Below are 19,187 nucleotides of genomic sequence, written 5' to 3'. Positions count from 1 at the left end.
GCGGGTTAGGGCGCGGGCGAGCCGGCCGGCGTTGAATACACTTCCACTTCCACCAGACCCAGGGTGCCGGGCGGGCCGGCCTGGTCGGTGGCGGCGGTGGGCACTTTGGGCGTTTCGAGTTCGGTGATATTGAAGGCGTCTTTGGCTTGAGTGGTGCCGGTTAGCTCGATGCGCAGTTTCTGGCCGGTGCGCGGCGGAAATATCGCGGTGAAATAGCCCAGGCTGCGCTCCGTGGTACCGCTGAAAATCTCCTGCCCATCGAGTAAAATACGAATGGGATAGGTGCTGGTGCGCCATCCCGTCAGTTTCATCGCCACCTGGCTGATGGGGGCGGTACGGGCCAGCGCGTACTCAATCCACGGCCGGGCCTCTTTACGGTCCGAAATCCACTCCGACAGCTCATTGTCATCGAAGCTGAAAGCAGCGTTGGCCGCATTGGAGCTGGCGGTAGCGGCGGTAATCGGCACCGTCACCCGCGAGACGGTGAACGACGGCCCGGCCGGCGTGGGCCCACGCCGCAAACTCACCGGCAAATCTGCACCCGGCAGCTGCGTCATCAAGCCGTTTTCTACACGCACAGGTTCCGATTTCAGGCTGACCGTAGCCGGTTTCAAGCCCTCAGAGGTGGCGGTAATATTGATTTTGCCGGCCTGCGTGGTGCTGCGGATGAGCACGCGGTTCACGCCACCTTCCACGGGCAGGCTCTTGGCCAGAATGTAGTTGCCGGGCCCCTGCGCCAGGCCGCCGCGCCACTCGGCCGGCCCGCTCAGGGTGAAATTCACCATGTTCAAAGCCGTGGGGCAGCGGCGGCCTTGCGCGTCAATTGCTTCAACCTGAACTAAGGCCAAATCGGTGCCATCGGCGTGCAGGCCGGTGGGGCTGAGTATCGGGCTGAGGCGCAGGGCCATGGCCGGGCCGGCGGTCTGGTGCTCGGCTTCGCTCACGGACTTGCCGGCCGCATCGTAGCTCACGGCGCGGAGGGTGCCGGGCTGCCAGGTCACGTTTTTGAAGGTGAACAGGAAGCGGTAGCTCTGCTGGCCGAATCCTAGGGATTTGCCGTTGAGAAACAGTTCCACTTTCTCGCCGTTTGATACCACGTCCACGTTTTTCACCGTGCCCGTTTTGTAATTCCAGTGGCCGATGATGTGCGTGTGCATTTTTTCCGGCTCGACCCAGCCGTCCCACATTACCTGGTGGGCGTAGTAGCCGTCTTTGGCAATGCGCAGGGCGTCGACTTCGCCGCTGCGGCGGTAGTTTTCCTCGCCCCGGTAGTGGGTATTAGTGTCGCTGAACACGATGTTGACGCCGCCGGCGCTGGTGCGGGTGCCGGTGCCGGGCCGCTCGTGCCAGTAGTCGTACCAGCGCATCACATCCTCGCGGGCCTGCGAGTCCTGGTTGCGATTGTAGTCGGCGGCGTTCGCGCCTTTGTAGAGCGGGCCTGCGCCGTCCTTGTGGAAGGGTGGCGTGAGTTCGTCCCAATACTTGCGCAGGGCCTCATCGCGCGAGTATTCCATAGCCCAGAGCGGCTTGGTGGCGCTTTTGTTGATGTAGAGCATTTCGCCGCCGTACTCGGCTGCTGGAATATCCAGCATCTCGCGCGAGCCGATGGCGCGGCCGCCGTGCGGGTCATATTGGTTCCGAATGTCCTTCAGTTCCTGCATGTGAGCAGCGCTGATGCTCTCGTTGCCACCCTCGTAAAACAGGATGCTGGGGTTGTTGCGGTTGTAGATGATGGCGTCGCGCATCAGCTCCAGGCGCTGGCCCCAGCGGCGGTCAGCCACGTCCTTTTCGGCGTCGCCGGCGGGCATGGCCTGGGGCAGGCCCACGCGGTCGCAGCTTTCGATGTCCTGTTTCCAGGGCGTGACGTGCATCCAGCGCACCAGGTTGGCGTTGCCGGCCACCATCAGGCCGTTGCTGTAGTCGGAGAGCCAGGCCGGGATGCCCAGACCCACGGCCGGCCACTCGTTGCTGGTGCGCTGGGCGTAGCCGTGCACCTGCATGGCCCGGTCATTCAGCTTGATGAGGCCGTTGGCAAATTCCGTTTTGCGGAAGCCGGTGCGGGTTTTTACTTCGTCGATGGCCTTTTTATCGATGATTAATCGGGTTGAAACCGTGTATAAATAGCCATAGCCCCAGCTCCAGAAATGTAACCCGCTGAGGCTGGCGCGGGCCGTTACCGTCTTCGTTTCGCCCGGTTGCAAGGTCGTTTCGCCACCGCTGAAGGTGCTGACGGGTTTGCCCTCGCCATCGGCTACCGACGTTTCAAAGGTGAAGGTGCGGGCGGCCGGAAATTCGTTTTTCACCTGCGCCTCGGCTACTATCGTGGCCCGGCCGCCGGCCACGTCGAAATCCTGCGCATAGACATACACGCCCGTGGTGCCCAGCGCCGAAAATAGCGGCAGCGTCTGGTGCAGCGGGCTCATTACGTGTAGAAACACGTTCTTGGGAATGCCGCCGTAGTTCGCGTTGAAGTTGCGGTTGCTCCATTGGAACACCTGGCCGCTGGCTTTTTCCTTGTAATCCCAGTCGTTGTCGGTGCGCACGGCTAGCACGTTGTCGGCCGGCGCGGGCTTGAGAAAAGGCGTTAAATCGAAGCCGATGGCCATTACGCCGTTTTCGTGCAGCCCCAGGCGCTGGCCGTTCAGGTAGAACTCGCCGGCCAGCCGCACGCCTTCAAACTCGATGAAGACTTTTTGCCCTGCCGCCCCGGCTGGCAGCCGGAAGTGCTTGCGGTACCAGGCCACGCCGGTGCTCAAATCCTTGATGTCCTTGCTGAACGCCTCATCCTCGTTCCAGGCGTAGGGTAGCGTCACCTTTTTCCACTGGGCATCATCAAATGTGACGGCTTCGGCACCGGGCGCATCGCCCACCCGCACTTTCCATTCCGGGTTGAAATTGAATTTCTGGCGGCTGGCTGCAGGTGGCGCGGCTTGGGCAGCGGCGGCTACTTTCAGTATCAGAAACCCGCACAAAAAGCACCCACGTACAAAGCGCAGGTTTGCCAAAAAGCCGGAAAATAAGCGGGTGAGTTGCGGCATCGGGTGGGAAATAGGAGGGAGGAGCAAAAGAAGCGGCCGTCGCGGCCCGCACTGTCCTGTACTGTGGGGTGCGGCGGGACGGTCCGAACGCAGCTACGCCCGGTTTCGGCCCCGCCAGCATAGTGCCGACCGAAGCCAAAACCGGGCGTAGCGCCTCAGCAAACAGGGTTTTTAGTAGCCGGGGTTCTGGTCGTAGAGACCGGGCACTGCCGCCAGCTCGGCCTGCGGCACGGGGTAGAGCAGCAGGTTGGCGGTGATGGGCCGGGTGATTTTGTTGAACGGCGGGGCCAGGTCTTCACGTGCGGCCCAGGCGTTCATCACGGTCAGGGCCAGACCGGAGCGCATGAGGTCGTTCCAGCGCAGGTTCTCGCCGGCAAACTCGCGGCGGCGCTCCTCCATGAGCGTTTCCAGAGTGAGAGTGGTTAGGGGCGGCACGCCCGCCCGCACCCGGATGGGGTTCACCAGCAGCAGGGCATCGGCCACGCTGCCGCCCACGCCGCGCATCTGGCATTCGGCCTTCATCATCAGGATGTCGGTGTAGCGCAACACGATGTAGTTCAGGCCCCAGTCGGTGCGGCTGGCGCCTTTGGCGGCCACGTTCACGTACTTTTTGAAGAACGGCCGGGTATCCGAGATAGTCGTCGCACCGGTGACGTACGAGAAGCCAGGCTGGATGTTGAATGCTTTGCGCACGTCAGCCGTCGCATACGTATTCACCAGGTCGTTCGAGCAGGGTTTGATTTCGACCGAGCCGGCCGAGAATGACAAACCAATCTGAGTATAGTAGCCATCGGGCACCACAATGTTCTGGAACGAGCCACCCACCGTGCCGTTGGCGAAGTACTGAATGTCGAAGATTACCTCCGAGTTGTTCTCGGCCGTGGGCGAGAAAATGCCGGCGTAGGTGGCCTGGGTGGCGTAGCGGGCCGTGCCAGTGGCCGCGATGATTTCGCTGAGCAGGGCATTGGCTTTGTCAAACTCGTTGGAGTTCATGCCGGGGCCTTTGATGCCGTAGTCCGGGCCCGAGCGGGTGAGGTACACCAGCGCCAGAATGCCCTTGGCAGCTCCCACCGTCACGCGGCCCACGTTGGCCCCCGTGTAGGAAACGGGCAGGTTGGTGATGGCGGTGCCCAGGTCTTTAATAATCAGCTCATACACTTTGGCCACGTCGGCGCGCGGAATCTGGGCTACTTCGCGGGGCAGCAGGGCATGCTCAATCACGGGCACGCGGCCAAACTTGCGCACCAAATCGAAATACATGAAAGCCCGAATGAACTTGGCTTCGCCCTCGTAGCGGGTGCGCAGCGCGGCCGGCACCACCGAGCCATTGGCGGCCAGCTGGTCGAGCATCACGTTGGCCCGGTAGATGGTGGCGTAGTCCGTAGCCCAGGCATCGGCCACGATGGCGTTGATGTTGAGCAGGGTGGAGAAGTTGTTGATGGGGTCCCAGTCGCGCCCGCCTACGGCGCTGGAGGCGTAAATATTGTCGGAGCGCACTTCCGACAGGTACACCTCGCGGTCGGGGTAGCCGCGCAGCTGGCTGTACACCGAGGTCATGGCTTGGTCGAAGTCGGTGGCCGATTTATAGAAGTCTGGTACCGAACCGTTCGAAATCGGCAGCTGGTCCAGGTCTTTTTCGCAGCCGCTCAGGGCCACGGCGCAGGCCAGGCTTAAGAAGAGGAATATACGTTTCATGGGAATTTTCAGAAGGGTGAGTGGGACAAACCCAGCCGATTAAAAAGTGAGGTTCAGGCCCAGAATCAGGGTTTTGGCCAGCGGCAGTCCGCCGTAGTCGGAGCCCGACACGAAGGTGCTGCCGTTGTTGGTGTTCAGGGCGTCGGGGTTGAGGCCGCCGTAGTAGTTGTCGTGCCCGAACCAGTTTTCGGCGGTCACATACACGCGGGCACCCTGCGCCACGCTCTTCTTGATAATCAGGCCCAGGTCGTAGCCCAGCGTGATGGTGCGCACCCGGTAGTAGTTCGACGAGTACAGCCAGTCGGTGTTGCGGATGAAGGTGGTGCTCAGCGGCGTCGCCTTGCCCTTGATGCCGTCGCCGGGGTTGTCGGCCGAAAACCACCGGTCGCGCACGCGGCCCAGGGCGTTTTCCTTGTAGCCCACGCCCATCCGGTCGATGGCCCGGCCCAGGGTGGAGTAGATGGAGCCGCCGGCCTGGCCCTGCACCAGGAAGCTCAGGTCGAAGCCCTTGTAGCGCAGCGTGTTGGTCATGCCGTAGGTGTAGGTGGGGTTGGGGTTGCCCACCACCTGGCGGTCGTTGAAGTCAATTTTGCCGTCGCCGTTGAAATCTTCAAACTTGGGCTCGCCGGCCGACTGCGTGCCCAGCTGGGCCACCTTGCTGTCGATGTCGGATTGCGAAAGGATGCCAGTCTGCTTCACCACGAAAATGCTGTAGATGGGCAGGCCCACTTTCAGGATGTTGCTGGGCGTATCCAGGCCGTTAGGCACTTCGATGGTGGCATCGCCGGGGCCCAGGTGCACCACTTTGTTCTCGTTGTGGCTCAGGTTGAAGGAAGTAGTCCAGGAGAAGGCGCCTTCCAGGTTGCGGGTGTTCAGCTCCACTTCCCAACCGTTGTTGCGCACCTCGCCAATGTTCTGCAGGCTGGTGGTGAAGCCCGAGCCGCTGGCCACGGGCACGTTCAGGAGCAGGTCCTGGCTTGTTTTGGTGTAATAGTCGGCCGAGGCCGTGATGCGGTTTTTGAGGAAGGCCACGTCCACGCCGAAGTCCACGGTGCGGTTGCGCTCCCATTTCAGCGACGGGTTGCCCACTTTGTTGGGAGCCTGGCCCGTCACCTGCACGGCCGAGGTGCCGCCCAAGGCGTAGTTGGCAAAGCCCAACGTGGCAATGCTGCTGTAGTCGCCGATGGTGTTGTTGCCGGAGTAGCCCAGGCTGCCGCGCAGCTTCAGGTCGCTCAGTACGTTAGTGGTAGCCGCCATAAACGGCTCCTGCGAGATGCGCCAGCCGGCCGATACGGCCGGGAAAACGCCGGCCCGGTCCTCAAACCCGAAGCGCGACGACGCATCGCGGCGCACGCTGGCCGAAACCAGGTACTTACCGTCGAAGGCGTATTGCAAACGGCCGAAGTAGGAGAGCAGCACGCTCTGGGTCTCGGTGGTGTAGTTGGCGGCCGTGCCCGTGATGTTGGTGGCCGCGTTCAGCGTGGTCAGGTTGTTGTTGATGAAGCCACCGTTTGCGGCCAGGGCCACGTTGTCGAGCTTGGCAAAGTTGTAGGCCTGGCCCAGCAGCACCGAGAAGTCGTTTTTGCCGATGACCTTGCTGTAGGTGGCCGTGTTTTCGTTCACAAACGTCTGGCGGCGGAAGGCGGCGTACGAGCCGCTGGCCAGCGAGGTAACCAGCGTGCGCGTGGGTGGCTGAAACGACTTCGACGTGGCGTCGGTGTTGTCCATGTTCAGCGAGGAGCGTAGCCGCAGGCCCGTAATGGGCTGAAACTCGCCAAACACCGTGCCCAGGGTCCGGAACGTGCGGGTATCGCCCTGATAAGCCTTGATAAGGGCAATCGGGCTGGCCGTGCTCACGCCCCAGCGGTACGCGTCGTTTTTGCCATAAGCCGTGTTCACGCCGGCCGTGTCTTCCACCACCGGGGTTTCGGAAAGCAGCTGGTGGAAGCGGTTGTCCTTGCCTTCGATGCCCGGGTCGGTGGCAATCGAAAACGACGGGCTCACTGTCAGGCCGAAGCGCAGCTTGTCGCTGGCTTTTACTTCCACGTTGGCGCGGGCCGAGTACCGCTTGTAGTCAAGGCCAATAGCGAAGCCCTGCTGGTCGCTGTAGTTGCCCGATACGAAGTAGTTCACGTTATCGGTGGCCCCGGAGGCGCTCACCTGGTAGCTCTGGCTCAGGCCGGTGCGGTAGAGCTGGTCCTGCCAGTCCACAAACGCCAGGCCGGGGTGGCCGGGCATGGCCCAACGCTCGTCCAGCATCAGGTCGGTGTTGTACTGCGTGGGCCCCAACTGCGTGGGCAGTACGCCCGTGGCCGTGAGCGTCGAGTTCAGAATCTGGCGGCGGGTGGTGTTGTTCTGGTCGGCGGTGCGGGGCGTGGCACCGGGCGTGGTCGGCGTCGAGCGTACCCAGTTGGTGTTGATGATTTCCGTGGCTTTCGAAATCCACTCATCGCCGCTCAGCACGTCGAGCTTTTTGGCGGCCCGCGAGCCGCCCACGTAGGTATTCACGCTGATTTGGGGCTTGCCCGAGCGGCCGCGCTTGGTGGTGATGAGCACCACGCCGTTGGCCGCCCGCGAGCCGTAGATGGCGGCCGCGGCCGCATCCTTCAGCACCTCAATCTTCTCAATGTCATTAGGGTTGATGTTGTCCAACGGGCTGCCGGCGCTGAAGCGCCCGCCACCGTTGGCCGCCGCCGTCTCCAGCGGAAAGCCGTCGATTACATACAGCGGCTCGTTGCCGGCCGAAATAGAACCCGCACCCCGCACCTGAATGCTGAAGGCCCGGCCGGGCACGCCCGATACCTGCTTCACTTGCACGCCGGCCAGCTGGCCCACCAGCGCCTGGTCGACGCGGGTAATGGGCCGTTCTTCCAGCTTGCGGGCATCCAGGGTGGCAATGGCGCCGGTCACGTCGGCCCGCTTCTGGGTGCCGTAGCCCACCACCACCACCTCGTCGAGGCTCTTGGTGTCGTCGCTCAGCTTCACGTTGAAGCTGCCGGGGCCGGAAAAGGGTTTTTCCTGGGTTTGAAACCCAATAAAGCTGAAAACCAGCGTGCCGGCCTTTTCAGGTACCGAGATGGTGAACGAGCCATCGGCGTTGCTGGTGGTGCCCAGCGTGGTGCCTTTCACTACCACGGTCACGCCGGGCAGGCCTTCGCCGGTGGGCGAGGTCACTTTGCCGGTCAGCTGCCAGTCGGCGGCTACGTGGCGCACCGGGTGCGCGGCGGCCAGTGCCGTTCCCGGCCCCGCCAGCAGGAGCATTGGCACACACGCCGCGAGACGCAACCGATGCCAGGGATAAAACTTCTTCATGAGCGTATGAACTTGGGTGAGATTTTTTTGAAGAAAGAAGGGACGTGGAGGCCGAACCTGAGGCCAATATTATGAGCGTGTTTCGCCGGTACTCTCCTGTAGACTACTGCTTAGCTGCACTTAGTTTAGTAGTTGCTTACTCACTACCGTCGAGGCTGCCACCTGCGGGCCGCGCCCGGCTGGCCGGCCTCACACTTTGAGTAACCCAAAATCCGGTGCCGGAGCGCCGGGCCGGTAGCAAAGTGCTGCTGCGTGGCGGCGGCCCAGCCGGTACGGGCAGTTGCAGCTGCCCATACCGACCTCGCCGGGGTTGATTTGGTAGCAACCTGCCGGGGCTCACCATTCATCTATGCAAAAATCTATTTTTTCTAATTAATAGCCTTCCCGCACCCTCCTGCCCGCCTCCAAAAACGATTTTTCACCGCTACTCTTTGCCCTGCGTGGGCGTGCGCCACTGGTCGGTGCGGAAGGGTGAGGCCGGCAGCCCCACGCTGTTGAACAGGTTGGGCATCGGCGACTTAGCCCATCCGAAGCGCACCGCTACCGGCCGCGCCACCTGCGGGCTGCTCACCACCACCGTGCGCCCCACGATGCGCGCCTGGGCGGGCCGGAACACGCTGTCGGGGCCAGCAAGGGTGAACTCACGCAGAGCTCCGTCGCGGCTCAGCAGGCCCTCGGCGTAGTCGAAGGTGAGGCGGGCCTCACCATTTTTTACCAGCATAGCCTTGTAGCGTGGGCCGGAGTAGGGGAGGGCCGGCGTGCCGTAGGTTTTGGCCAGTGCCCACAGGGCCAGGCGATGGCCCACGGTCTGCTTGTCGCGCGGGTGGATGTCGAGCGAGTCGCCCACGTCGGTGGTGACCACCATGCCGGTGTGCGGCACGGTTTGCCAAGTGAGCAGCTGCGCTTCGCGGATTTCGGGGTTCTGGCCCTTGTGCGGGGCTATTTGCACGAAGTAGAAGGGCAGGCCGGGCAGCTGCCAGTCCTGCCGCCAGTTCGCAATCATCGCCGGGAATAGCGTGCGGTATTGGTAGGCGCGCTCGGCATTGCTTTCGCCCTGATACCAGATAACGCCGCGCAGCGTGTACGGCTCCAGCCCGCGAATCATGCCGTTGTAGAGCTTCGCGGGTGATTTATTGCTGGTGGCACTGAGTGGCTCCTCCGGCTTGGGGCGGGTAGTCTGGGGATTATCAATTTTCTCCTGTTTCCAGGCCGCCAGGGCAGTTTCGTAGGCCGGGCGCTGCGTCAGGCCCAGGGCGTAGCGGGTGAGGATGGGGCGCAGCACGGGGTTGTTTTCCAGCACCTCCCGCCGTGTCCACGACTCGGCCGGAGTGCCGCCCCAAGAGGAGTGAATGAGGCCCACCGGTACGTTTAATTTCTGGTGAATTTCAAGGCCAAAGAAGTAGGCCACGGCCGAGAACTTGCCCACGGTTTCGGGGTTGCACACTACCCAGTTACCGGCCACGTCGCGCTGCGGTGTATCGGATACGCGCTCCGCCACCGTGAACATGCGGATAGCTGGGAAATGGGCATCTGGAATTACTTCAGCGGCATTCTTGACGCCCGTCATCCATTTGGCCGCGCCCTTATCCACTGAGAATTTCATGTTTGATTGGCCCGAGCACAGCCACACTTCGCCCAGCAGCACGTTGTTGATGGTGAGCTTGTTTTGGCCGTTGATGGTGATGGTGTAGGGGCCGCCGGCTTTGGTGGTGGGCACGCGCACCAGCCAGTTGCCCTGCGCATCAGCCGTGGCTTTGGCGGGGGCTTTTTGCCAGCTGGCGGTTACCGTCACGGCTTCGCCGGGCGCGGCCCAGCCCCAGAGGGCCACCGTGGTTTTCTGTTGGAGCACCATGTTGTCGGTCAGCAACGCGGGCAAGGTGACGTCGGCGTGGCTAAGGCGCGGGAGTATCAGTAGGAGCAGCAGGAAGTAGCGGGCCATGAGTTAGGGATTGAAGTAGGGTGCGGGGCTTGTCCCCGCCCGTCGTTGAACGGCTAGTGCCCGAATCGTTCAACGACGGGCGGGGACAAGCCCCGCACCCTACACTATTTTCAGAATGAATGCCGAAGCCGTCATCTCCTTCCCACCCTGCGAGGCGCAGAACAGATACTCCGGCCGGCCATCGCGTAGCAACAGCTGCGGCCGTTCGAGGCGGCCGTAACGCTTGAGTTTGGGCGGCGCGGGCGGTTCCTGCACGCCATAGTCCCGGATGGGCAGGAAGGCGATTTTGGGGAATGTCCAGGCCTTGCCATCTTCGGATTCAAGGTAGAGGCCCACTTCCTGGCTGTACACGCCCATGTCGCGGGCCAGCAGGCAGAGTTTGCCGTGCTGCCGCCACACAAAGGCATCTTCGAACTGCTTGTTGCTGCCCTGCTTGGAGAAATCGATAACCGGGTTGCCTTCAAATTTCACGTATGGCCCGGCCAGCTTATCCGAGATGGCAAGGCCGTATTTGCGGTTGCCGCGAATTTCTTTCCCCTTGGCCTCGTCGTATTCCTTGGTATTCCAGGACTTATAGTAGAGCCAGTATTGCCCGTTGGGGTGCTTGATGAAGGCCGGATTGGTGGTGCAATGGTCGTCCCAGGCTCCGGTGGGGCCGGGCAGCAATAGCGGCGCATCGGGCCGCGTCCAGGGGCCGTTGAGGGTGGGGGCGGTGGCGAGGCCGATGCGCTTGGTGTCGGTTTTGCCGTTGGAATTGCCCATGAAAAACAGGCAGTATTGCCCATCCACGAACTGGATACTGGGATTGTGGCAGGTGGTGGCGTCCCAGTGGCCAGGGCCGCGCGGGGCCAGCACAGTTCCGAGCACGGTGAAGGGCCCTTCGGGCTTGTCGGCCACGGCATGGGCTATTTCGGAGCCGTTGAGCCAGCCGCCCATGCCCTTTTTGGCATCCCAGCGTGAGAAGAAAACGTGCACCTTGCCATCGGGCCCGTAGATGGGCGAGTTGCACCACACATAGTAATCGGGCAGCTCCAGGGCCCGGCCCACGGGCCGCAGGTGCTTGCTGAATCTGGCGAAAGCGGCCTTGGGATAATCAATGAGCCGGCCCGTGAAACCGGCCAAAGCGCGCGTCAGCGGGGCTAGTAATAAACCAGTCAGAAACGTGCGGCGGGCCAGCATAAGCGCGGGTGGGATTGGGGCAGTGGATGAGATGTGATGCAACTACGGCTGTCTTTCGGGCGGCACTCTCCTGCACTCTGCCGGAGCCATGACAGTGCAGGTAAGCGCCGGTAGCCGCCGCCGGTACTTTTAGCCCACTCGTCACTTCCCGCCCATGAAAATTTCCGTCCTGACCATTGGGGCTAGTATGCTGCTGGCCGCTTCTGCCGCCGCGCAATCGCCTAAAACCACGTACAAGTTTGATTTCGGCCCCGGCAAAACGGCCGCCGGCTACCAGCAGGTGCTGCCCACCGCCACTTATTCGGATGCCACCGGCTACGGCTTCGATTTCGGCACGACGGTGACGGGCACAGACCGGGGCGGCAAGGATGCCCTGAAAAGCGACTTCGTAACCAGCAGGCAGCCCTTCTACTTCTCAGTAAAGCTGCCCGAGGGCAACTACAACGTGACCGTGACCCTAGGCGACACCAAGGGCCCATCCAGCACTTTTCTGAAGGCCGAATCGCGCCGCCTGCTGCTCGAAACTACCGCCACTAAACCCGGCCAGTTCACGACCCAAACCTTCACGCTCAACGTCAAGAGCCGCCGCATCAGCGACACTGAAACCGTGAGCCTGAAGCCCCGCGAGCTGCATAAACTGGACTGGGACGACCGCCTAACCCTCGAATTCGACGGTGCGAACCCCTGCCTGGCCGCGCTGGAAATAACGCCCGCGCCCACGGCCACCACCATTTTCCTGGCCGGCAACTCCACCGTGGTGAACCAGGACGACGAGCCTTGGGCCGCCTGGGGCCAGATGCTGCCGCGCTTCCTCAAGCCCGGCGTGGCCGTGGCCAACCACGCCGAATCGGGCCTCACGCTGGGCAGTTTCCTCAGCTCGAAGCGCCTCACCAAAGTGCTAAGCGTGATGAAGCCCGGCGACTACCTGTTCATCGAATTCGGCCACAACGACCAGAAGGACAAGGGCGAAAACGACGGTGCGTGGAAATCATATTCTGAGCGGCTGCACCTCTTCGTGCAGGAGGTGCGCAAAAAGGGCGGCATCCCGGTCATTGTCACCTCCACCAGCCGCCGCACCTTCGGGGCCGATGGCAAGATTGAAAACAGCCTCGGCGACTTCCCTGCTGCTGCCCGCAAGGTGGCCGAAGAGGAGAAAGTCCCGCTTATCGACCTCAACGCCATGTCGGCCAAATTCTACGAAGCTCTCGGGGTAGAAGAATCGAAAAAAGCCTTGGTGCATTACCCCGCCAACACCTATCCCAACCAGCCCGAACCCCTCGCCGACAACACTCATTTCAATCCCTACGGGGCCTACGAGCTGGCCAAGTGCGTGGTCGAAGGCATCAAAACCAATAAGCTGGGCCTGGTGAAATTCCTGAAAAATGACACGCTCACGTTCGACCCGGCCAAGCCGGACGCACTGGCCAGTTGGATTTGGATTGACAGCCCCCGCAGCGCCGTGACTAAGCCGGACGGGAATTAGCCGCGCAGTCGGGGACCTGACTGTTGCTAAAAATCAAACCCACTCATTTTCCTCAATGGCCAATCGAGCTTCCCTAAACGCAATTCATCGCCTCTTCTGGGTGAGTTTCTTCGTGGCTATTGCCGCCCGCGTTGCGGCCGCGCCCATCGATAAACGCCACCTCCTTATTGCGCCGGGTACCCTCACCGAGAGCTCAGTTACACTCTTGTGGGACAAGGAATCCGGGAAAGAAAAGGTGGCCTACGAGCTGTCCTTGAATGGCAAAGCCGTGGCTTCGACAAGCAAAACCAATTACACTATTGCCCAACTGGCACCCGCTACCCAGTACACTATTCGGCTGAGTGTGAAGCCCGCCAGCGGCCAGAAGGACAAAGAATTCAGCACGCTCACCTTCAAAACTGCCGCCAAAGGCAAGGTGTATAACGTACTCGATTACGGTGCCAAAAACGACACCGCCATCGTCAACACCAAAGCTATTCAAGCGGCTATTACTGCCTGCGAGGCGGGCGGCACCGTCTACATTCCGAAGGGTACTTACGTGTCGGGCGCGCTTTTTCTGAAGAGCAATATGACGCTGCGCATTGAAGGCGTGTTGAAAGGCTCCAGAGTGCCCGACGACTACCTGCCGATGATTCTGAACCGCTTCGAAGGCTGGGAATTAAGCACCTACGCAAGCCTGCTCAACGCCGGCACGCTAAATCGCAACGGCTACACGGTGAGCAACCTGCGCATCACCGGTGGCGGCACTATTTTAGGCGGCGGGCGGCGGCTGGGCGATGCCATGACCAAAGCTCACGGCCTGCGCAGCCGGGGCCGCCTCATCTGCCTGCTGAGCTGCCAGGACGTGAGCATTTCGCACCTCACCGTGACGGAGCCGCCCTGCTGGACCATCCACTACATCTACAGCCACAACATCAGCTGTCACGATTTGGCCATCGTCACCAAAGGCATCCACAACGGCGATGGCATCGACCCCGATTCGTCCACCGATTCCTACATTTTCAACTGCACCTTCGATACCGGCGACGACTGCATCGCCATCAAATCGGGCAAAAACCCCGAAGGCTTCGCCATTGCCAAACCCACGCGCAACGTGCGGATTACCGATTGCGACTTCCTGCGCGGGCACGGCATTTCCATCGGCAGCGAGATGTCGGGCGGCGTGAGCGAGGTGCTGGTGCAGGACTGTAAGGCCGGCCCGTTGCTGCACGGCATGCAGATAAAGGGCACCAAAGACCGGGGTGGCTACGTTCGCAACGTCACCGTCAGGGAGTGTCAGCTGCGCCAAATCACCATCTTCTCGGCCGTCAATTATAACAACGACGGTGCGCCCGCTCCCGAAATTCCTACTTTCGAAAACTTCGTTTTTCAGAACATTGACCTGTCCGAAGCCTCCGCCGCTGAGCCTGCCATCAACATCAACGGCTTCAAAGACCCCGCGCACCGGCTGCGGAATGTCACATTTAGTAATATCCGGCTGCCGGATAATGCGAAGGTCGTCATCAACGATGCCGAGCGAGTGAGCTTTACGGAGGTGAAATCGGCCAGCGGAGTCAAGCCCGCTTACTCCGCAACCGGCAGCGTTGATATAAGCTACTAAGCAGTTTGATAATGAAAATTGCCGTCTTCCTCGCCTTCGTTGGACTTCTGGCCGGCCCCGCCTGCGCCCAGACCGCGCTTCCTAAAAACGAAGCCCTCATCTTCTGCTACTTCAAAAACAACGGCCAGGACGGCCTGCACCTCGCCAGCAGCCGCGACGGCTACACCTGGACCGCCCTGAAACACGACAGCACCTTCCTGCGCCCCACCGTGAGCCAGGACCGCCTGATGCGCGACCCCTGCATCCTGCGCGGCGCGGACGGCCGCTTTCACATGGTCTGGACGGTGAGCTGGCAGGACAAGGGCATCGGCTACGCCACTTCCAAAGACCTCATTCACTGGAGCGAGCAGCGCTTTCTGCCCGTGATGGCGCACGAGCCCGGCACCCGCAACACCTGGGCCCCCGAAATCACCTACGACCCCGGCTCCAAAACCTACCTCATCTACTGGGCCAGCACCGTCACGGGCAAATTTCCCGAAACCCAGAGTCAGGAGGAAAAGGGCTACAACCACCGCATCTACGCCACCAGCACGAAGGATTTCCAGACTTTCACGCCCACCAAACTCCTCTACGAGCCGGGCTTCAACGTCATCGATGCCAGCATTCAGCCCGATGGCAAGCGCTACGTGATGTTCCTCAAGGACGAAACCCGCGAGCCTGTGCAGAAGAACCTGCGCGTCGCTTTCTCCGATAAACTCGTCGGCCCCTACGGCCCTTCTTCCGCGCCAATTACTGGCAGCTACTGGGCCGAGGGACCGACGGCTATCAAGCTGGGCGCGGAGTGGCTGGTGTATTTCGACAAGTACCGCGAGCATAAATACGGAGCCATAAAATCCGCCGATTTAACGCACTGGACCGACGTTTCTGACCAAATAAAGCTGCCGGCGGGCCTACGCCACGGCACTATTTTCCGCGTCTCAGCCCAGGAGTTAAAGTTGCTGGAGCAACAGTAGTCGCTGATGAATCTTATGACCAAAATATCCCGCCCCTTTGCCTGGGGCTTGCTGGGAACCGCGCTGGTAATTGTTTCCCCACGCCATGCCGTTGCGCAAAAGGCTTCTGGGAAAACTGTCGTGAAACCCGCCCCCAAACCCCTATTCCGCGACCCCATCTACGACGGCGCGGCCGACCCCGTCATTATCTGGAACAAGCAGGCCAACAAATGGTGGATGTTCTACACCGACCGCCGCGCCACCGATACCACCGCCACCGGCGTAACCTGGGTGCATGGCACCCGCATCGGCATTGCCGAATCCGGCGACGGCGGCACCACCTGGACCTACCGCGATACCGCCAACATCAACTACCGCCCTGACCGAGACTACACCCACTGGGCACCCGACATCGTGGAAGATAAGGGCCTGTACCACATGTTTCTGACTTACGTGCCCGGCACGTTCACCGACTGGCAGCACCCGCGCGTTATCATCCAGCTCACCAGCACCGATTTGCTGAGCTGGAAATACGTGCAAACTCTCCCGCTCATCACCGATAAAGTTATTGATGCCAGCGTGTTCAAGCTGCCTGACGGCACTTGGCGGCTGTGGTACAACAACGAGCGGGACCACAAATCCATCTACTACGCCGACAGCCCCGACCTGCGGCACTGGACCGACCACGGCCAGGCCCTGAACGAGCGCGGCGAAGGCCCCAAAGTATTCCGCTGGCACGAGCAATACTGGATGATAATCGACCAGTGGAAAGGCATGGCCATCTATCATTCTGATGACCTGCTGCACTGGCAGCCCCAGCCCGAACGCATCCTCGAACAGCCCGGCCGGGGCCGCGACGACCAGGCCATCGGCGGCCACTGCGACGTGGTGGTGAGTGGCAATCGCGCCTACGTATTCTATTTCACCCACCCCGGCCGCAGCCAAGCCAGTCCCGCACCAGCCAATTCCATTGCCGCCAAACGCAGCGTCATACAGGTTGCCGAGCTGGAATTCAAAGACGGAAAACTGACGTGTAATCGGGATAAGCCAACGTTTGTGCAGCTTGGCCGGCGCTAGAACAAATCGTCCTTCACCGGGGCGATGTAGGGCTGCGGCTTGCTATCGGTGGGCGGCAGGCCGAAATAGAAGTAAAGCGTGCGCTTGATTGGGGTACCGGTCAGGTGGTTGGGCTCAGAGTTGGGCCCGAGTTTTTCGGGGTGCTGGTCGATGTTGAGGCCGAGCTTGGTGCCGATGGGCGGTATGTTATCCAGAAAAGAAATATCGCCGGTGGGCAGGCCGGGCTGGGGCTTGATGCCGGTAAGACCGTAGAAGTTGAAGCGCCGTACGAACAGGTTTTTATCGGGGCTGGCGATGAGGAATTTGCCTTCCACGGTGTTGAATTCCATCCAGGCGATGTCGGCAAAATAGCCTTTGAACTCAGGGTAAATCCAGGGCGCGGCGGCGGTTTGGGTGTTGTTGTTGGCGTTTTCCCACACGTTGAGGGTGGTGCCGGCAAGGCGGTTTTTCCAGGCGCGGTAGGGGCCCTGGCCCAGCCATTTGGCTCCAATCACGAAGTTCTCGGGGTAGCTGAAACTGAGGCCGGTGAAGGCGTAGTCGCCGGTGAGGGCGTATTCGTAGGTGAGCTCAAGCCAGCCGGTGGCGTGCATCTTCCAGCGCACGGTTTTGAGGTCGCCGGAGTAGCTGGCTTCTACTACTTCGCCGTCAGGTTCGGTGCGGTGTTTCAGGCCGGTGAAGGTGGCGGTGCCGGTCACCATGACGGGGCCGTTGGTGAAGCTGAGCTTGTCGCCGTTGTTGCCTTTTATGCCGCTGAGGTGGCCGTTGGTTTTGTTGAAGATGACCGAAATGCCGCTGGCCGTGAGGCTGAGCGTGGTATCGGTTTCGGCCACTTGCACGGCGGGCTTGTCTTTGGCCTTGAGCGCCAGCACGCTATCCAGCAGGCGGGCGTTGCCGCCGGTTTTCCAGGTCCATTTATACACGAGGTTTTTGGCCGGGTCGAAGGCGGAGAGGACGATGGCGTCGTAGCTTTTCCAGTCTTTGGGCAGCTCCAGGTTTAGCTTTCCTGTGGCTAACGGGGCCAGATTGGGGCTTTTGATGCGGCTCTTTTTCTGCGTGATGCTGCCCGCAAACGGGTCGCTCGGCTTGCGGAAATTCACCAGCTCCCACTGAAAAAAGCACTGGCTGAGGTTGGTGAAATGGTAGCGGTTTTCGACTTCCACTTTCCCGTCGAATTTGGCCGGCAGCTCTTTCGGGGTAATGTGAATGGGCGAGAAAATCTCGCGGATGGCGAAGAAGCTGCCCTCTTTTTCGCGGTGCGGGCCCAGGAGGCCGTCGGGCGCGTTCACGCCGTTCACGTCGATGATGTTGTGCTGGTCGGTGCGCACGATGCCCTCGTCCACCATGGCCCAGAGGAAGCCGCCGCCCGAGCGTTGGGCCTTCCAGTGCAGCTCCCACATATCGGCCAGGCCGGCCCCGCCGCCGCCATCGTCCTGGCTGTGCAGGAATTCGGTGGGCATGTAGATGAGCGAATCGGCGAGGATTTTCTGGGTGCTGTAGAAGTCCTCGTAGTGGTTGCAGTCGATGCCGCTGGCGGCGTTGCCGGGGCGGTGGTGCGGGTGAATGACCGGGCGTTTGGTGAGGTCGTACTGGTAGAAAATGGCGTCCAATTCTTTGTTGGTGCCGCCCTCGTTGCCATTGTCCCAGAAGATGATGCTGGGATGGTTCTGGTCCTTTTCCACCATGGAGCGCACAAGCGGGGTGCCAGCCTTGGTGCTGTAGAATTTCTGCCAGCCGGCCAGCTCATCGAGCACGTACAAACCCAGCGAGTCGCAGAGGTGCAGGAACTCGGCATCAGGCGGGTAGTGCGACATGCGTACGGCGTTCATGTTCATCTCCTTCAGCAGCTTCACGTCCATCAGCTGGATGGAATCGTTAAGGGTGCGGCCGGTTTCGGGCCACCAGCTGTGGCGGTTGGTGCCCTTCATTTTCACCTGCGTACCGTTCACGTAAATGCCCTTGCCGCGCCGCACTTCGATGGTGCGGAAGCCGAAGGTTTCGGTAGTTTGGTACTGGGTTTCGGAGCCGTTGCGCAACGTTAGGCGGGCGCGGTAGAGGGTGGGCGTTTCGGCCGTCCACTGCCTGGGGTTTTTGATGGTGGTGCTGAGGCGGGCGACGGTATCGCCGGCGGCTATAGTGGCGCTGGCGGTGCCCACGGTTTGGCCGGTTTGGTCGAGGATTTCGGCTTGAAGCTGGGCGGCTTGCTTAACGTTGCGCACGTTGGCGCGAAGCGTGAAGCTGCCATTGGCGCGGGCATCGATAGCCACGTTGTCGGCGTATTGTTGCGGGTAGGATTGCAGGTAAACTGGCCGGAAAATCCCGCCGAAAACCCAGTAATCGGCCAGCCGCTCGGCGTTGTTTACGCTGGGCTCGGCCGACATTTTGCTCACTTTTACTTCGAGCAAATTGGCCTCGCCGAACTTCAATTTGTCGGTGATGTCGTACTTGAAACGGTAGAATGCTCCTTGGTGAATAGCACCGGCAATCTGCCCGTTCACCTTCACCTCCGTATCCGTCATCGAGCCTTCAAACACGATTTCGACGCGCCGCCCGCGCCAGTTGGCGGGCACGTTGAAGCTATGTTTATACAGCCCTTGCTCATCGGCGAAGCGGAAGTTTTTGCCGTAGGTTTTGTAGTCGCGGCCGTAGTTGTAGAGGCCGAAGCCCTGCTGCTCCCAGCACGACGGTACGGCAATGGTGGTCCAGAAGCCGCTTTTGCGCCCACCGGTGCAGTAGAAATCCCAGCGTACTGTGGGGTGGTTATCGCGGCCGGAGAGGTATTGAATTTGGCGCTGCGCTGGGGTTTGAGCGTGGGATGTTGGGGCAGAGAGCAGCGCCAGAATCAGCAGCAGATATTGGATTGGTTTGGGCATTGGAAGGCGATGTAGAGACGCGACCCTTCGCGTCTCGTCGTTGCTGATGTTGCTAGGGCTCC

General features: G+C 61.1%; 10 protein-coding genes. 4 read left to right on the top strand and 6 right to left on the bottom strand.

What is annotated here, in order from left to right:
- Nucleotides 1–5 precede the first annotated feature (5 nt).
- The 5 genes from ACYU70_RS06430 to ACYU70_RS06410 form a co-directional block, all read right to left on the bottom strand.
- Entirely contained in the window at nucleotides 6–3,038 is a 3,033-nt protein-coding gene (locus ACYU70_RS06430) for a glycoside hydrolase family 2 protein (RefSeq protein ID WP_342298366.1), read from the bottom strand.
- A 171-nt stretch (nucleotides 3,039–3,209) separates the two neighbouring features.
- Entirely contained in the window at nucleotides 3,210–4,733 is a 1,524-nt protein-coding gene (locus ACYU70_RS06425; RefSeq protein ID WP_342298365.1) for a RagB/SusD family nutrient uptake outer membrane protein, read from the bottom strand.
- 39 nt (nucleotides 4,734–4,772) lie between these two features.
- The gene (locus ACYU70_RS06420; RefSeq protein ID WP_342298363.1) at nucleotides 4,773–8,045 is read right to left on the bottom strand and encodes a SusC/RagA family TonB-linked outer membrane protein; all 3,273 of its coding nucleotides are present in this window, start codon (nucleotides 8,043–8,045) and stop codon (nucleotides 4,773–4,775) included.
- Between the two features lie 424 nt (nucleotides 8,046–8,469).
- On the bottom strand, nucleotides 8,470–9,984 hold the full coding sequence (locus ACYU70_RS06415) for a sialate O-acetylesterase (RefSeq protein ID WP_342298362.1): 1,515 nt from the start codon (nucleotides 9,982–9,984) through the stop codon (nucleotides 8,470–8,472).
- 99 nt (nucleotides 9,985–10,083) lie between these two features.
- Nucleotides 10,084–11,163, bottom strand: a complete 1,080-nt coding sequence (locus tag ACYU70_RS06410; protein ID WP_342298360.1) for a glycoside hydrolase family protein — start codon at nucleotides 11,161–11,163, stop codon at nucleotides 10,084–10,086.
- Nucleotides 11,164–11,317: 154 nt separating this feature from the next.
- On the opposite strand from ACYU70_RS06410, the gene ACYU70_RS06405 reads away from it, so the two are divergent.
- The 4 genes from ACYU70_RS06405 to ACYU70_RS06390 all read left to right on the top strand — a co-directional run bounded on the left by ACYU70_RS06405 (nucleotide 11,318) and on the right by ACYU70_RS06390 (nucleotide 16,255).
- Nucleotides 11,318–12,646 (top strand): rhamnogalacturonan acetylesterase, encoded by a 1,329-nt coding sequence (locus ACYU70_RS06405; protein WP_342298358.1) that lies wholly within the window; start codon nucleotides 11,318–11,320, stop codon nucleotides 12,644–12,646.
- A 55-nt stretch (nucleotides 12,647–12,701) separates the two neighbouring features.
- Nucleotides 12,702–14,246, top strand: a complete 1,545-nt coding sequence (locus ACYU70_RS06400; protein WP_342298357.1) for a glycoside hydrolase family 28 protein — start codon at nucleotides 12,702–12,704, stop codon at nucleotides 14,244–14,246.
- An 11-nt stretch (nucleotides 14,247–14,257) separates the two neighbouring features.
- Complete coding sequence (locus tag ACYU70_RS06395) at nucleotides 14,258–15,199, top strand: glycoside hydrolase family 43 protein (protein WP_342298355.1); 942 nt, start codon at nucleotides 14,258–14,260, stop codon at nucleotides 15,197–15,199.
- Nucleotides 15,200–15,319: 120 nt separating this feature from the next.
- Nucleotides 15,320–16,255, top strand: a complete 936-nt coding sequence (locus ACYU70_RS06390; RefSeq protein ID WP_342298353.1) for a glycoside hydrolase family protein — start codon at nucleotides 15,320–15,322, stop codon at nucleotides 16,253–16,255.
- On the opposite strand, the gene ACYU70_RS06385 is transcribed toward ACYU70_RS06390, so the two are convergent.
- A complete protein-coding gene (locus ACYU70_RS06385) occupies nucleotides 16,252–19,125 on the bottom strand; it encodes a glycoside hydrolase family 2 protein (RefSeq protein ID WP_342298352.1) in 2,874 nt (957 codons plus the stop codon). The two genes, ACYU70_RS06390 and ACYU70_RS06385, sit on opposite strands and share 4 nt — an antisense overlap.
- Nucleotides 19,126–19,187 lie beyond the last annotated feature (62 nt).

It is taken from the genome of Hymenobacter segetis (assembly GCF_054776495.1).
The sequence above is the reverse complement of the archived record's forward strand: the minus strand, read 5'-3'. Positions and strand labels throughout refer to the sequence as shown.

Bases quoted from the DNA above. Each gene is read 5' to 3' on its own strand.
- ACYU70_RS06385 (WP_342298352.1), bottom strand. From the start codon at position 19,125: ATGCCCAAACCAATCCAATATCTGCTGCTGATTCTGGCGCTGCTCTCT.
- ACYU70_RS06425 (WP_342298365.1), bottom strand. From the start codon at position 4,733: ATGAAACGTATATTCCTCTTCTTAAGCCTGGCCTGCGCCGTGGCCCTG.
- ACYU70_RS06415 (WP_342298362.1), bottom strand. From the start codon at position 9,984: ATGGCCCGCTACTTCCTGCTGCTCCTACTGATACTCCCGCGCCTTAGC.
- ACYU70_RS06395 (WP_342298355.1), top strand. From the start codon at position 14,258: ATGAAAATTGCCGTCTTCCTCGCCTTCGTTGGACTTCTGGCCGGCCCC.
- ACYU70_RS06400 (WP_342298357.1), top strand. From the start codon at position 12,702: ATGGCCAATCGAGCTTCCCTAAACGCAATTCATCGCCTCTTCTGGGTG.
- ACYU70_RS06405 (WP_342298358.1), top strand. From the start codon at position 11,318: ATGAAAATTTCCGTCCTGACCATTGGGGCTAGTATGCTGCTGGCCGCT.
- ACYU70_RS06410 (WP_342298360.1), bottom strand. From the start codon at position 11,163: ATGCTGGCCCGCCGCACGTTTCTGACTGGTTTATTACTAGCCCCGCTG.
- ACYU70_RS06420 (WP_342298363.1), bottom strand. From the start codon at position 8,045: ATGAAGAAGTTTTATCCCTGGCATCGGTTGCGTCTCGCGGCGTGTGTG.
- ACYU70_RS06430 (WP_342298366.1), bottom strand. From the start codon at position 3,038: ATGCCGCAACTCACCCGCTTATTTTCCGGCTTTTTGGCAAACCTGCGC.